Here is a 13,966-nt window from a genome sequence, read left to right as displayed (position 1 = left end):
GCGCGGCGGCGCTTCGGCAGGTCGACCGTGTTGACAACCGGCTGATATACTTTTAGGTAAACGTTTAACTATTTCGATATGGACCTTTCCGATCATAATGCTCGTTCCGCCGTCCCACAGTGCAAGCCCGGCAACGGGAGAGATCGCGACGTGACCTTGCTTTCCAGGATCCCGCTGGTGATGGATGTCGACACCGGCACCGACGACGCCGTCTGCATCGCCGCGGCGACGCTCTGCACGGATAGGATCGAGCTGCTCGGGATCGGCGCCGTCTGCGGCAATGTCGAGATCGAGAAGACGGCGAGGAACACGCTCGACCTGATCGATTTTCTCGGCTGCGAGGCGCCTGTGCATATCGGCGCTTCGCGCCCGCTCGCCAGGCCATTGTGCACGGCCGTCAGCCACGGCACGACGGGGCTGGGTGACGTGGCGCTGCCCGCCGCGCGACGCGGCTTCGCCGAAGGCGGCGTGACGGAATTGATCCACGGAGCGGCGAAGCGGCACCCGGGCGGGCTCGAGATCCTGGCCGTAGGGCCGCTGACCAACATCGCCACCGCGCTGACCGAATGCCCCGAACTGCTGGCGCTGATCAAACGCATCACCATCATGGGCGGCGCCATCCGCGGCGGCAACATGACCTTGGCCTCGGAGTTCAATCTCTATTGCGATCCGGAGGCGGCGCGCATCGTCTTCGAATCCGGATGCGCGCTGACGATGGTCGGCCTCGACGTCACGCTGAAGCCGGAGCTGCCGCGCCATATCTTCGACCGGATAAGGGCCGCACCGGGTCCGCAGGCGGACGTGGTGGCGCGCGTGCTGGACTTCATGATGCGGCGCAAGGACGAATTCGGCGCCGACGACCCCAACCTGCACGACGTGATCGCGCTCGCAGCGATCGTGAAACCGTCGCTGTTCACGTTCGAAAGCTATTACGTGCATCTGGAAACCGGCGGCGAGGTCACCCGTGGCATGACCATCGCCGACTTCAACAATGTATCAAAGAGGCCGCCAAACGCGCTTGTGGCCGTCGATATCGACGCCGACGGCTTCTGGGACTGGTTCGTCGATCTTTTCGGAGCTGGGAAATAATGGGACAGGATTGCGAGCATTGCGAATTCGACCGCCATCACGCGCTGGTCGAGGGCCTGGCGGCGGAGGTCCGGGACGGACGCCTCGACCGGCGCGAATTCCTGGCGATGGCAAGCATTTTCGGCGCATCAGCGGTGGCCGCCTATGGCCTGGTCGGGCTCGCCTCGCCGACGGCGGCGAGGGCCGCCGCGCCGAAGAAGGGCGGGGTGCTGCGCGTTTCCACCTTCGTCAAGGAGCAGAAGGACCCGCGCGCCTATGACTGGCCGGAAATGGCCAACATCGCGCGCCAGTTCCTCGACACGCTGGTGCGCTACGACACCGACTACACGTTCAAGCCTTCGCTGCTGGAAAGCTGGACGGTCAATGACGACGCCACCGGATACACGCTGAAGCTGAGGCGCGGCGTGACCTGGAACAATGGCGACGACTTCACCGCCGAGGACGTGGTCTTCAACCTCGAGCGCTGGTGCGACAAGGCTGCCGAAGGCAACTCCATGGCCGGCCGCATGACCGCGCTGATCGACGCCAACACCGGCAAGGCGCGCGACGGCGCCATCACCAGCACCGACGACCACACGGTGGTGCTGAAACTGTCCTCGTCCGACATTTCGATCATCCCGTCGATGACGGAATATTCGGCGCTGATCGTGCATCGCGGCTACGAGAAGGCCGGCGCCAACCTCATCGCGCATCCGGTCGGCACCGGGGCGTTCGAGCTCGTCTCCTACGACGTCGGCACCAAGGCCGTCGTCAAGCGGCGCCAGAACGGCAAATGGTGGGGTGGCGAGGCCTATCTCGACGGCATCGAGTTCATCGACTACGGCACCGATCCGGCTGCCTGGGTGAGCGCCTTCGAGGCCGGCGAGATCGACACCAATTTCGAGACCACCGCCGACTATGTCGAGATCATGGACGGGCTCGGGCTGGTGAAGTCGGAAGTGGTGACGGCGGCCACGATCCTTGCCCGCGCCAATGTGACCAACAAGCCCTATGACGACGAGCGCGTGCGCCGCGCCCTGCAGATGGCGACCGACAACCAGGCCGTGCTGACGCTCGGCTGTGGCGGCAAGGGCACGGTGGCCGAGAACCATCATGTCAGCCCGCTGCACCCGGAATATTACGCACTGCCAAAGAAGACGCGCGACCTCGAAGGCGCCAAGAAGCTGATGGCGGAGGCCGGGCAGCTCGATTTCGAGCATGAGCTGATCACCGGCGACGAGGACTGGCACCGCAGCACCGGCGACGCCATCGCCGCGCAGCTGCGCGAGGCCGGCTTCAAGGTGAAGCGCACCGTGCTGCCGGGCTCGACCTTCTGGAACAACTGGACCAAATATCCCTTCTCGATGACGTCGTGGGGCATGCGGCCGCTGGGTGTCCAGAACCTCGCGCTCGCCTATCGCAGCGGCGAGGCCTGGAACGAATCGGGCTACGCCAACCCCGAATTCGACAAGAAGCTCGACGCGGCGCTTGCCGTGCCGGACACCGGGAGGCGCAAGGAGATCATGAAGGATGTCGAGCAGATCCTGCAGGATTCAGGCATCCTCATCCAGCCCTATTGGCGCTCGCTGTTCACCCATTCGGTGGCGGCGGTGAAGGACAATCCGGCGCACCCCAATCTCGAGCAGCATTTCGAGAAGGTGTGGCTGGACCGGTAGGCAGGAGAACCGAGGCGCACCGGTTCCCGGATGCGTCAACTCCCCCGGTACGGATCATCCGTTCACTCGGCTATGTCAGGTACCTTCCAGCGTGGTGTCGTGGCAATTCGCCCATGCCTTGCAACCTTGAAATAGGTCGCGGCGAGATCCTCGGCACACATCGACGACAGGTATATCTGGATCGATCCGCCATCCTGCGTGATAGGATAGCGTTCGCCGCAGGCGTCAAGGCGCTTTTCGTACTGGCGCCTTTGCTTGCGGGTCAGTCGGTCGAAAAACCCCGCCTTGCATTTGTCGATGACGGCCTCCGACATGAATTCGTCGCCGCTCGATCCCCAGGCGCAGGCCTGATGCAGCTTGTGTGCCGGCAGGCAATCGGGCGCGGCTTCGATGTCCTCCAATTGAACAGGCGCGGGGCCTTTCGGGCATTGCGCATCTTCGGCGGCAGCAGGCGCGACAAGGGCAAACCCGATCAAGATTGCGCAGCCAGTCCGCATGGCGAATTCCCTCGTGGCCTCTCCAGGTTCGATCTTGCGTGCGATCCATTCTAGCCGAATGGCGCCGAGCGGAAAACGGCATTCGAGAGCTCGCCGCCGAGGGCGACGCATCGGCCCCCAGAGGAAGCCTCAACCGAAATCCATCGTCTTCGCGGATAGATGTTCCCGTAATGTTCTTGCGCACTTCGAAAATCTGTGGTTGTCTGGGTTGCATGCGCTCGCCGCCTGATGGTGGATCACAAGCGCGGTCACGCCGGGGGCGCGGAAAACATGGTGGCGCGGGTTCGCACGGTCGCTTTCCAGGGCATCGAGGCTTTGCCGGTCGATGTCCAGGTGATGGTCGGGCCGGGCAAGGTCGGCATGCAGATCGTCGGCCTGCCGGACAAGGCGGTGGCCGAAAGCCGCGAGCGCGTGCAGGCGGCGCTCCACGCCTCGGGCCTGTCGATGCCGTCGAAGAAGGTGACGGTGAACCTCGCGCCGGCCGATCTGCCCAAGGAAGGCAGCCACTACGACCTGCCGATCGCGCTCGGCCTGATGGCGGCGCTCGGCGCCATACCGGGCGACATGCTGGCCGGTTACGTGGTGCTCGGCGAATTGTCGCTCGACGGCACGATAACCGGCGTCGCCGGCGCGCTGCCGGCGGCGATCGGCGCCAATGCCGAAGGCAAGGGCCTGATCTGTCCCTTCGCCTGCGGGCCGGAAGCGGCCTGGGCGGGCAAGGACTTCGATATTCTCGCGCCGCGCAGCCTGATCGCGGTCGCCAACCATTTTCGCGGCACGCAGGTGCTGTCGCGGCCGGAGGCCGGCATCCAGCTCGCGGCGCGCGACCTGCCTGACCTCGCCGACATCAAGGGCCAGGAGAGCGCCAAACGGGCGTTGGAAGTGGCGGCCGCCGGCGGCCACAACCTGCTGATGGTCGGGCCACCGGGTTCGGGCAAGTCGATGCTGGCGCAGCGCCTGCCTTCGATCCTGCCGCCGCTGGCGCCGAAAGAGCTGCTCGAAGTCTCGATGATCGCCTCGGTGGCGGGCGAGCTTGGTGAGGGCAAGCTCACCGACCGGCGGCCGTTCCGCGCCCCGCATCATTCGGCCTCGATGGCGGCGATGGTGGGCGGCGGTCTGCGCGCGCGCCCGGGCGAGGTCTCGCTCGCCCATCATGGCGTGCTGTTCCTCGACGAGCTGCCGGAGTTCACGCCGCAGACGCTGGATGCGCTGCGCCAGCCGCTGGAGACGGGCGACTGCATGATCGCGCGCGCCAACCACCGCGTCACCTATCCGGCGCGCATCCAGCTGGTGGCGGCGATGAATCCGTGCCGCTGCGGCATGTCGGGCGAGCCCGGCTATCGCTGCCTGCGCGGCGACCGCTGTCGCACCGAGTACCAGGCGCGCATTTCCGGCCCGATGCTCGACCGTATCGACCTTCGGATCGAGGTGCCGGCGGTCTCGGCAAGCGACCTGATCCGGCCCGACAAGGCCGAGACGAGCGCTTCGGTGGCGCAACGCGTGGCGCGTGCGCGCGCCATGCAGCGCGAACGGCTGGAAAGGCTGGGCACCGGCGCCACCACCAACGCGCATTGCCCGCCTTCGATCATCGAGGAGATCGCCAAGCCCGATACGGCCGGCTTGACCCTGCTCAAGGACGCCAGCGAGAAACTCGGCTTTTCGGCGCGGGCCTATCACCGCGTGCTCAAGGTGGCGCGCACGCTGGCCGACCTCGACGCCAGCGAAACGGTCGGCCGCATCCATCTCGCCGAGGCGATTTCCTATCGGATGAATGCCGAGCGGATGGCGCAGGCAGCGTAGTCACAAACGAGCCAGCACGTAAGCCGCAGCTTTGCCTCTCTTCAATCGCGCGCCGGGATCAGCTTCTGCAGCGTCGGCGCCAGGATCACGCCGAAGGTCAAGACGTCGCCATAGGCCCGCGCGGAAAGCATCGCCCCGTGCACGGTCGCCATGAAAGCCTCGGCCTCGACGCGCGGCGCGGCGGCGATGGTCAATGTGCCTTGCGTGGCGCCACGCTCGATGACGCCGGTCAGCCAGCTGGAGAGAAACCGAAAATACGCCCGGACCTCCAAGGCAATTTCAGGCGGAAGGGCCGGAAGCTCGCTGGCAAGCAATGCGCAGACGCAGAACGGCCTGCTCGCGTCCTCGATGCATTGTGCCCAGAAGCCGGCATAGGTTCGAAGCAGCTCGGGCGGCTCAGGCACGTTGCGCTCGAGTTCGGCCATGCCCGTGACGGCGTCCTCGAGGTAGCGCCTGACCAGGGTTTGCACCAAGTCGACCTTGCTTGGGAAATGATGGTGGATGCTGGCCTTGCGGATACCGACCACCTCGGCGATGTCGGCGTAGCTGAAGCCGTTATAACCGCCGGCGACGATGAAGGAGCGCGCGGCGGCCAGGATGTCATCGGCGGTGTTCGAGGGCTTATCCATGGACATACTTAGAGCGTTTCGCCGTTTCACGGAAACGGCGAAACGCTCTATCTCCTTGTTTTGACGCAATTCCTGACGGAAAACCGCTCACTTTTCCTGGAATTGCTCTAACCTCCAGCGGAGGAAATCTCAACGCGCGGCCTGCGGCGACTTGCGAAGCATGTCGCTGACGGAAAGCCACACGGCGGACACCAGGAAGTAGAAGGCGCCGAACGCGGCATAGGGCGCGACATTGGCGATGCCGATAGCCTCCGCGCCGCCCGCCATCTTGACGAAGAAGAGGCCGGCCAGCGCCGACTGGGCGCCGCTCAGGATCATCGCCCATTGCGCGCCGTTGGTCTTCCAGCGACGCAGGGCGGTCAGCAACTGGAATCCGCCGGAGACGACGGCCCAGACACCATAGACCGCGAGCACCGCGTTCATGCTGTGGCCAAGCGCGATGGCGACCGCAATCGCGGTGAGGATGCTGACGACGAAATTGAGCAGCTGCGACCTGTTGCGGCCCAGTCCGCCACTGCGCTGCGCATCGACATAGTTCGCGAGCGCGTCCCAGATGGGATAGGTCACCAGCATGACCGCGGCGAGCGGCGGAACGGTCTTGGCGACGGTGACGGCCGCCAGGACCCAGCCGGCCGACACGGCAAAGCGTAGATAATAATAGGTTTTGAGCCAGCCATTTGAGAACCGGGCGCGATTTTGACCGCTTGTTTGTGCAGACATGACGATAACTTCCTTTGGTTTTGATTGCCTACCTACTAGAAGGTAGATAGATATCCGTCAAGCGTTTGCGAGGTGGACGCGTGGGCGTTCACGCTTCTTTGAACGCCCAATCGCGCCCGGGAATTGTGCGTGATATGGTGAGGCGGATCCGCGCGGGGGCGAGGGATGATTTCAGTTTTGCCGGCGCGCAGCGCCGAGGATTTTGAAACCCTGGCAGGGCTCTGCCGCAAGCTCGCGCAATGGGATGTCGACGCTTCGGCGCCGCATGGCATCTCGGCGGCAGATGTGAGGGCTCTCTTTCAACCCGAAAAAAGCGGCGCTCAACTGGCCGCGCAATTCGGCGCACCGGATGCCATGGCCTTCATCGCCCGTTCCGGAGGCCTGCCGGCGGGTTGCCTCGGCTTCGGCCCATTCGGCGAAGGGGTGGTGGAACTTCATAAGTTCTTTGTTGACGCGTCCTTCCGCGGACAAGGCATGGGTCGTGCGCTGATAGGCGCCACGCTGGCGCAAATCGAGAAGAGTCCCGCCCGCACTGTGCTGATCCACACGAGCTTCTATATGAGCAGTGCCATTGCCGTATACGAGGCGTTCGGCTTCAGGCCCTGCGCGCGCTTTCGCGATACCCCGGCGCATGTCAGGCATACGGACGTCTTCCTATCGCGGCCAAGCCGGGCTGCTTAAGACGATAAAGGCGCCATAGAAGCCGCTCGCGACGCGATCACCTCGTCATCTCGCTTATGTGATCGGCGCCTGCTTGCGCCCGCGGGGCCGCCGACCATAAAAGATGACTGCTTTAGACAGGTTTTGTGGCTTGCCTTGAAGGGGCGAGCCTCTTGGGGCGGGCGCGGTCATCTCCCCGGCGTGGCTGAACTCCAAATGCTGGTACCGTTCCTGATCATGTTTCGCGAGGGCGTCGAGGCGGCGCTGATCGTCGGCATCATCGCCAGCTACCTCAGCCGCACCGGCCGCGACGCCTGGATGCCGCTGGTGTGGATCGGGATTTTTCTCGCGCTCGCCTTCTCGCTCATTGTAGGCGCGATCCTTCAGCTTGCCGCGATCGAATTCCCGCAGAAGGCACAGGAGCTGTTCGAGGCCGTGATCGGCCTCGTCGCGGTGTCGGTGCTCGCCTCGATGGTGTTCTGGATGCGCAAGGCGGCGCGTTCGATCAAGGCCGAGCTGCATTCCTCCATCGATGCCGCCTTCGCGGCGCCCAGCCACAAGGGGTTCGGGCTGATCGCCATGGTGTTCCTCGCCGTGGCGCGCGAGGGCGTCGAGTCGGTCTTCTTCCTGCTCGCCGCCTTCCAACAGGCCGATGCCTATGCGCCGCTCGCGGCGCTCGCCGGCGTCGTGCTGGCGGGCTTCGTCGGCTACGGCGTCTATGCCGGCAGTGTGCGGCTCGACCTTCGGCGCTTCTTCCGCTGGACCGGCGCCTTCATCCTGATCGTCGCCGCCGGCCTGCTCGCCAACTCGGTCAACGCGCTGCACGAGGCCGGCCTGTGGAATTACGGGCAGCAGATCGTCTTCGACATCAGCGGCGTGCTGCCGGCGGACAGCCCGCTCGGCTCGGTGCTCTCCGGCATTTTCGGCTATATCGACGCGCCGACGGTGAGCGAGCTCGTCGTCTATCTCGGCTTCCTCGCGCCGTCGCTGTGGCTGTTCCTGGCGGACCAGCCGGCCGGCCGGCGACGCCCGAAGACATCCGAGCGACCGGCGGCATGAACGCATCCAAGCAAAGCCAAGCCCTGCCGCGCACCGCCGTGCGCATCGGCTTTGTGCTGTCGCTGCTGCTTCTGATCGCGTCGGCAGTTGCCTTCTACTACGCGACGCTGGCCGTGCAGAAAGGCCGCCGCGAGGCCGCGGCATCGGTCAATGTGACGATCACCGGCCAGGCCTGCGAGCCCAACGAAATAACTGTTTCGGCCGGGCGCAACATTTTCCGGATCGCCAACCGGTCCGACCGGGCGGTGGAGTGGGAAATCCTCGACGGGGTGATGGTGCTTGAGGAGCGCGAGAACATCGCGCCCGGTTTCACGCAGGCGCTGGCGACGCGGCTCGAACCCGGCGATTACGCCATCACTTGTGGGCTCATCTCCAACCCGCGCGGCACGTTGCATGTGCTGCCCGCGGCCAATGCCGGGCCAGCCGCGAAGCCGAACCTCACCGCTTTCATCGGCGCGCTCGCCGAATACAAGGTGTTTCTCGCAACCGAGACCGACGCCTTCGTCGATGCCGCCAGTGCTTTCGCCAACGCCGTGAAATCGGGCGACCTCGCGGCGGCGAGGGCCGCCTACCTGCCGGCCGAAACCGCCTATGCCCGTATCGCGCCGGTGTCGCCGCTCTTTTCCGATCTCGACACGGCAATCGACGGACGCGCGGACGGCTTCGGCCAACGCGAGGCCGATCCGGCCTTTGGCGGGCTGCATCGCCTGGAATACGGGCTGTTCCGCCAGGGCAGTCTAGAGGGCTTGGCGCCGGTCGCCGACAGGCTGGTCGCCGATGCAGCAACGCTCAAGGCGCGCATCCACGATCTGCGCATCATGCCCGAAAGCATGGTGGGCGGCGCGGCGGCGATCCTAGAGCGCGTCGCGGCGGCTGGGCCCGGCTTCGGCGACAGCCCTTATGCGCATGAGGACCTTGCTTCGTTCGAAGCGACCGTGTCGGGCGTGCGCAAGGTCTTCGACCTCTTGCGCCCCGTGGCGGCCAGGAGCGCGCCCGCTATCGCCGCATCGATCGACGCGGATTTCGCGGCCCTCGACAAGTCGATCGCGGCCCGCCGGGCCGAGGTCACCGAGGCGCTCGCCGATCCGGCCAAGGCCGAGCTCGGCAAAGCGGCAACCGCTTTGGCCGCCGATCTTTCCAGGCTTCGCGACATGATGGATCTCAGCCAATGACGGCCAAGGACAAGCCCAAGCTGCCGAATGCGACACGTCGCTCGATCCTGATCGGCGCCGTGGCCGGCGCGCTGGCGCCAACGATGGTGACTGCCGCCTCTGGCGGTAGCGCTGCGACTACCGCCTCTGGCGGTAGCGCTGGCGTAACCGACGCGCCGGAGAGCGACAGCGTGCATCAGCGGCAGCCCTTTCATGGCGAGCACCAGCCCGGCATCGTGACGCCACGGCCGGCGGCCGGCCTGGTCGCGTCCTTCGACGTGCTGGCGCAGAACCGCGCCGGGCTCGAGCGGCTGTTCGAGACGCTAACCGAACGCACCGCCTTCCTGATGCAGGGCGGCACGCCACCTCGGCTCGATCCGAAATTTCCCGCCGCCGATTCCGGCATCCTCGGCCCGGTGGTGACGCCGGACAATCTGACGATCACCACGTCGCTCGGCGCCTCGCTGTTCGACGAGCGTTTTGGTCTCGCGCCGCAAAAACCGAGACGGCTGTCGCGCATGACATCCTTCTCCAACGACGCCCTCGAGGAAGAATTCTGCCACGGCGACCTTTTGCTGCAATTCTGCTCGAACACGCCCGACACCAACATCCACGCGCTGCGCGACATCGTGAGGAACACGCCGGATTCGCTGCTCTTGCGCTGGAAGCAGGAGGGCTCGGTGCCGGTGCGGCCGCCAAGCCTGGGCAAGCCGAAGGAAAGCGCGCGCAACTTCCTCGGTTTTCGCGATGGCTCCGCCAATCCGGATGCCGGCGATGCTGAGCTGATGAACCAAATCGTCTGGGTGCGGCCAAGCACCGACGAGCCCGGCTGGACGGCCGGCGGCTCCTACCAGGCGGTGCGGCTTATAAGAAATTTCGTCGAGCGCTGGGACCGCACGCCGCTGCAGGAGCAGCAGACGATCATCGGCCGCCAGAAAGCGAGCGGCGCGCCTTTCGGCGGCGCCGCCGAAGCCGATTTGCCGAACTATGCCGGCGACCCGCATGGCAAGGTAACGCCGCTCGACGCGCATATCCGCCTTGCCAACCCGCGCGACGCGGAAGCGCAAAAGCACCTGATCCTGCGCCGCCCGTTCAACTATTCGAACGGCGTCAGCAAGGCCAACCAGATGGATATGGGGCTCTTGTTCATCGCCTATCAGGCCGACCTCGAACGCGGCTTCATCGCCGTCCAGACACGGCTGAGCGGCGAGCCGCTGGAGGAATACATCAAGCCGTTCGGCGGCGGCTATTTCTTCGCGCTGCCCGGCGTCAAGGACGAGAACGACTTTCTCGGCCGCGCGCTGCTCGGGGCGGCCGCATCTTCCGGCACCCACAGCTGACCAAGTTTCCAACAAGGAGAGAGGACACCCCATGAAGTTCCGCCGTGCAACCGCCGCATCGCTGATTGCGCTGTCAGCCAGCCTCGCGCCGGCATACGCAGCCGTCTCGCCGCTCGACCTGGTGCAGCCGATCGCCGACTACAAGATCTATGTCCAGGGCAAGATCGACACGCTGGTCAAGGACACCAAGGAATTCACCGACGCGGTGAAAGCCGGCGACCTCGCCAAGGCCAAGACGCTCTACGCGCCGGCGCGCGTCAATTACGAGACGATCGAGCCGATCGCGGAGCTGTTCTCCGACCTCGACGGCGCCATCGACTCGCGCGCCGACGACCATGAGCAGAAGGAGAAGTCGACCGACTTCACCGGCTTCCATCGCATCGAATACACGCTCTTCAGCCAGAACACGACCGAGGGCCTCGGACCGCTCGCCGACAAGCTCGACGCCGACGTGCTCGATCTGCAGAAGCGCGTCGCCGGACTGACCGTGCCGCCGGAAAAGGCGGTCGACGGCGCCGCCGGGCTGCTCGAGGAGGTAGCCTCGTCAAAAATCTCCGGCGAGGAGGACCGCTACAGCCACACCGACCTTTGGGATTTCCAGGCCAATATCGACGGCGCGCAGAAGATCGTGGCGCTGGTCGAGCCGCTGGTCACGAAGGAGGACCCGGCGCTGATCAAGACCGTCAATGACAATTTCGCCACCGTGGACGGCATCCTGGCTAAGTACAAGACGGCCGACGGCTTCGAAACCTACGACAAGCTGTCGGACGCCGACCGCAAGGCGCTGGCCGGTCCGGTCACGGCGCTGGCGGAGGATTTGTCGAAGCTCAGGGGCACGCTCGGGCTGAATTGAGGCATATGGCGCTGCCCCTTCTCCGTCCGCGCAGCGGACGGAGAGAGGGCAGCGCTGACGGATGGAAAGTGATCGTGGCGACTGAGCGCGACGCCCTTCGGACTGTTCAGCCCTTCGCCTTCAGCTCCAGCCTTCGCCTGTGCAGCACCGGCTCAGTATAGCCGTTGGGCTGGCTCGCCCCCTTGAACACCAGGTCGCACGCGGCCTGGAAGGCGATCGAACCATCGAAGTCGGGCGCCATCGGCCGGTAGAGCGGGTCGCCGACATTCTGGCGGTCGACGATCGCCGCCATGCGCTGCAGCGAGTCCCGGACCTGGATTTCCGAGCACACTTTATGGCGCAGCCAGTTGGCGATGTGCTGCGAGGAGATGCGCAGCGTGGCGCGGTCCTCCATCAGGCCGATATCGTTGATATCGGGCACTTTCGAGCAGCCGACGCCCTGGTCGATCCAGCGCACGACATAGCCGAGGATGCCTTGCGAATTGTTGTCGAGCTCGCGCTGGATCTCGTCCGGCGTCCAGTTCGGCCGCACCGCGACCGGCACGGAAAGAATGTCGTCGAGCTTGGCCTTCGGCCGGCTCTTCAGCGCCGCCTGCACGGCATGCACGTCGACCTTGTGATAGTGCGTGGCATGCAGGGTCGCGGCCGTCGGCGACGGCACCCAGGCGGTGTTGGCGCCGGCCTTGGGATGCGCGATCTTCTCAACCAGCATCGCCGCCATCAAATCCGGCATCGCCCACATGCCCTTGCCGATCTGGGCATGGCCGGCGAGCCCGCATTCGAGGCCCGTATCGACGTTCCAGGCCTCATAGGCGGAAATCCAGGCGGCCTGCTTCATATCGCCCTTGCGGATCATCGGCCCGGCTTCCATCGAGGTGTGGATCTCGTCGCCTGTCCTGTCGAGGAAGCCGGTGTTGATGAACACCACGCGCTCGCGTGCGGCGCGGATCGCTTCCTTGAGGTTGACGGTGGTACGCCGCTCCTCGTCCATGATCCCCATCTTGATGGTGTTCTTCGCCATGCCGAGCAGGGCCTCGACGCGGTCGAATATCTCGACGGCGAACGCGACCTCTTCCGGTCCGTGCATCTTGGGCTTCACCACATACATCGAGCCGGCGCGGGAATTGGCGCGGCGGCCGTTCTCGCCGACATCGTGCAGCGCGATCAGCGCGGTGAGGGCCGCGTCCATGATGCCTTCCGGCACCTCGCGGCCGTCGTGGTCCAGGATCGCCGGATTGGTCATCAGGTGGCCGACATTGCGCACCAGCATCAGCGAGCGTCCGGGCAAAAGCAGCTGGCCGCCATTGGGTGCGGTGTAGCGGCGGTCGGGATTGAGCGTGCGGGTAAAGGTCTTGCCGCCCTTGCTGATCTCTTCGGCGAGATCGCCCTTCATCAGGCCGAGCCAGTTGCGATAGACGACGACCTTGTCCTCGGCATCGACAGCCGCGACCGAATCCTCGCAGTCCTGGATGGTGGTCAGAGCCGATTCCAGGATGACGTCGGCGATGCCGGCCGGATCGGTCCTGCCGATCTGGTTGGCGCGGTCGATCACGATCTCGATATGCAGGCCGCTCTTGACCAGAAGCACGGCTTCGGGATTGGCGGCATCGCCGCGATAGCCGGCGAACTGTTTCGGGTCGGCAAGCGTCGTGGCGCCGGCGCCCTCGCCGAGCTTCAGCGCGCCGTTCTCGACCGAAAGCCCGTTGACGCCGGCCCATTTGCCCGTGGTGAGCGGCACCGACTGGTCGAGGAAATCCCTGGCCCAGGCAATCACCTTGGCGCCGCGCTTCGGGTTGAAGCCCTTGCCCTTCTCGGCGCCGCCGGTCTCGGGAATGGCGTCGGTGCCGTAGAGCGCGTCATAGAGCGAACCCCAGCGCGCATTGGCGGCGTTCAGCGCATAGCGCGCGTTCATCACCGGCACGACGAGCTGCGGCCCGGCGACGATTGCGATCTCGGGATCGACATGATCGGTCGAGACGCTGAAGGCGGGCCCTTCCGGCACCAGATAGCCGATATCCTTCAGGAAAGTCTTGTAGCCCCCCATGTCGATCGGCGCGCCGTTTTCGCGGTACCAGCCGTCGAGCTTTTCCTGCATGGCGTCGCGTTTGGCGAGCAGCGCCCGGTTTTTCGGCGCGAGGTCGTGGACGATGGCCGAAAAGCCTTCCCAGAATTTCCCCGGGTCGATGCCGGTGCCGACTGCCGCCTCTTCGGCCACGAAGTCATGGAGCTCCCGGGCAATCTGCAACCCGGCGATCTCGATGCGGTCGGTCATCAGGGCTTCTCCAACTGTAGGCTTTGCCGGGCCTTTGGCATGTTTGGGGTTGCGGGGTCAATTCGGCTTAGGATGTAGGAGGATGCGGGCCAGCGAATCTCCCCCCTCGAGGGGAGATGGCCGGCAGGCCAGAGGGGGTCCTAGCGCATGAAGCGCCAACGTCGTTTCGGCGCAGATCACGTCGGCGCTTCACGCGCGGCGACCCCCTCTGTCGCCTTCGGCGACATCTCCCCCTCGAGGG

General features: G+C 65.3%; 12 protein-coding genes. 8 read left to right on the top strand and 4 right to left on the bottom strand.

The genetic code is table 11. The features are described 5' to 3' along the window. Positions 1-150 precede the first annotated feature (150 nt). Together LB572_RS22680 and LB572_RS22675 are read left to right on the top strand one after the other, a co-directional pair. Positions 151-1,089 (top strand): nucleoside hydrolase, encoded by a 939-nt coding sequence (locus LB572_RS22680; protein WP_224669283.1) that lies wholly within the window; start codon positions 151-153, stop codon positions 1,087-1,089. Continuing rightward, a complete protein-coding gene (locus LB572_RS22675; RefSeq protein ID WP_224669282.1) occupies positions 1,089-2,744 on the top strand; it encodes an ABC transporter substrate-binding protein in 1,656 nt (551 codons plus the stop codon). The genes LB572_RS22680 and LB572_RS22675 overlap by 1 nt, the downstream gene beginning before the upstream one ends. Positions 2,745-2,806: 62 nt before the next feature. Here LB572_RS22675 and LB572_RS22670 read toward each other — a convergent pair whose 3' ends face one another. After that, positions 2,807-3,241 (bottom strand): hypothetical protein, encoded by a 435-nt coding sequence (locus LB572_RS22670; RefSeq protein WP_224669281.1) that lies wholly within the window; start codon positions 3,239-3,241, stop codon positions 2,807-2,809. Positions 3,242-3,511: 270 nt separating this feature from the next. On the opposite strand from LB572_RS22670, the gene LB572_RS22665 reads away from it, so the two are divergent. Beyond that, on the top strand, positions 3,512-5,041 hold the full coding sequence (locus tag LB572_RS22665) for a YifB family Mg chelatase-like AAA ATPase (RefSeq protein WP_224669280.1): 1,530 nt from the start codon (positions 3,512-3,514) through the stop codon (positions 5,039-5,041). A gap of 41 nt (positions 5,042-5,082) precedes the next feature. Here LB572_RS22665 and LB572_RS22660 read toward each other — a convergent pair whose 3' ends face one another. Then, positions 5,083-5,670: a TetR/AcrR family transcriptional regulator gene (locus LB572_RS22660; protein WP_224669279.1), complete on the bottom strand. Its 588-nt coding sequence runs from the start codon at positions 5,668-5,670 to the stop codon at positions 5,083-5,085. 129 nt (positions 5,671-5,799) lie between these two features. Beyond that, complete coding sequence (locus LB572_RS22655; protein ID WP_224669278.1) at positions 5,800-6,390, bottom strand: DUF308 domain-containing protein; 591 nt, start codon at positions 6,388-6,390, stop codon at positions 5,800-5,802. A 165-nt stretch (positions 6,391-6,555) separates the two neighbouring features. Between LB572_RS22655 and LB572_RS22650 the strand changes: the two genes are divergently transcribed. The 5 genes from LB572_RS22650 to efeO (LB572_RS22630) all read left to right on the top strand — a co-directional run bounded on the left by LB572_RS22650 (position 6,556) and on the right by efeO (LB572_RS22630) (position 11,453). Beyond that, a complete protein-coding gene (locus LB572_RS22650) occupies positions 6,556-7,071 on the top strand; it encodes a GNAT family N-acetyltransferase (RefSeq protein ID WP_224669277.1) in 516 nt (171 codons plus the stop codon). A 195-nt stretch (positions 7,072-7,266) separates the two neighbouring features. Next, complete coding sequence (gene efeU / locus LB572_RS22645; protein WP_224669276.1) at positions 7,267-8,109, top strand: iron uptake transporter permease EfeU; 843 nt, start codon at positions 7,267-7,269, stop codon at positions 8,107-8,109. Continuing rightward, positions 8,106-9,281, top strand: coding sequence for an iron uptake system protein EfeO (efeO, locus tag LB572_RS22640; protein ID WP_224669275.1), 1,176 nt, complete (start codon positions 8,106-8,108; stop codon positions 9,279-9,281). Before efeU ends, efeO (LB572_RS22640) begins: the two co-directional genes overlap by 4 nt. Next, positions 9,278-10,600 (top strand): iron uptake transporter deferrochelatase/peroxidase subunit, encoded by a 1,323-nt coding sequence (gene efeB, locus LB572_RS22635; RefSeq protein WP_224669274.1) that lies wholly within the window; start codon positions 9,278-9,280, stop codon positions 10,598-10,600. Before efeO (LB572_RS22640) ends, efeB begins: the two co-directional genes overlap by 4 nt. Positions 10,601-10,631: 31 nt before the next feature. Continuing rightward, positions 10,632-11,453 (top strand): iron uptake system protein EfeO, encoded by an 822-nt coding sequence (gene efeO, locus LB572_RS22630; protein ID WP_140807729.1) that lies wholly within the window; start codon positions 10,632-10,634, stop codon positions 11,451-11,453. A 106-nt stretch (positions 11,454-11,559) separates the two neighbouring features. Here efeO (LB572_RS22630) and LB572_RS22625 read toward each other — a convergent pair whose 3' ends face one another. Next, a complete protein-coding gene (locus LB572_RS22625) occupies positions 11,560-13,725 on the bottom strand; it encodes a malate synthase G (RefSeq protein WP_224669273.1) in 2,166 nt (721 codons plus the stop codon). Positions 13,726-13,966: the final 241 nt, after the last annotated feature.

This window comes from Mesorhizobium sp. BH1-1-5 (assembly GCF_020165615.1).
In the GTDB taxonomy this organism is placed as follows: domain Bacteria; phylum Pseudomonadota; class Alphaproteobacteria; order Rhizobiales; family Rhizobiaceae; genus Mesorhizobium.
Note: the sequence above shows the minus strand (reverse complement) of the source record. Positions and strands in the feature narration are given on the sequence as shown.

Coding starts and splice junctions, on each gene's coding strand:
- LB572_RS22675 (WP_224669282.1), top strand. CDS start 1,089: ATGGGACAGGATTGCGAGCATTGCGAATTCGACCGCCATCACGCGCTG.
- LB572_RS22670 (WP_224669281.1), bottom strand. CDS start 3,241: ATGCGGACTGGCTGCGCAATCTTGATCGGGTTTGCCCTTGTCGCGCCT.
- LB572_RS22665 (WP_224669280.1), top strand. CDS start 3,512: ATGGTGGCGCGGGTTCGCACGGTCGCTTTCCAGGGCATCGAGGCTTTG.
- LB572_RS22660 (WP_224669279.1), bottom strand. CDS start 5,670: ATGGATAAGCCCTCGAACACCGCCGATGACATCCTGGCCGCCGCGCGC.
- LB572_RS22655 (WP_224669278.1), bottom strand. CDS start 6,390: ATGTCTGCACAAACAAGCGGTCAAAATCGCGCCCGGTTCTCAAATGGC.
- LB572_RS22650 (WP_224669277.1), top strand. CDS start 6,556: ATGATTTCAGTTTTGCCGGCGCGCAGCGCCGAGGATTTTGAAACCCTG.
- efeU (WP_224669276.1), top strand. CDS start 7,267: ATGCTGGTACCGTTCCTGATCATGTTTCGCGAGGGCGTCGAGGCGGCG.
- efeO (WP_224669275.1), top strand. CDS start 8,106: ATGAACGCATCCAAGCAAAGCCAAGCCCTGCCGCGCACCGCCGTGCGC.
- efeB (WP_224669274.1), top strand. CDS start 9,278: ATGACGGCCAAGGACAAGCCCAAGCTGCCGAATGCGACACGTCGCTCG.
- efeO (WP_140807729.1), top strand. CDS start 10,632: ATGAAGTTCCGCCGTGCAACCGCCGCATCGCTGATTGCGCTGTCAGCC.
- LB572_RS22625 (WP_224669273.1), bottom strand. CDS start 13,725: ATGACCGACCGCATCGAGATCGCCGGGTTGCAGATTGCCCGGGAGCTC.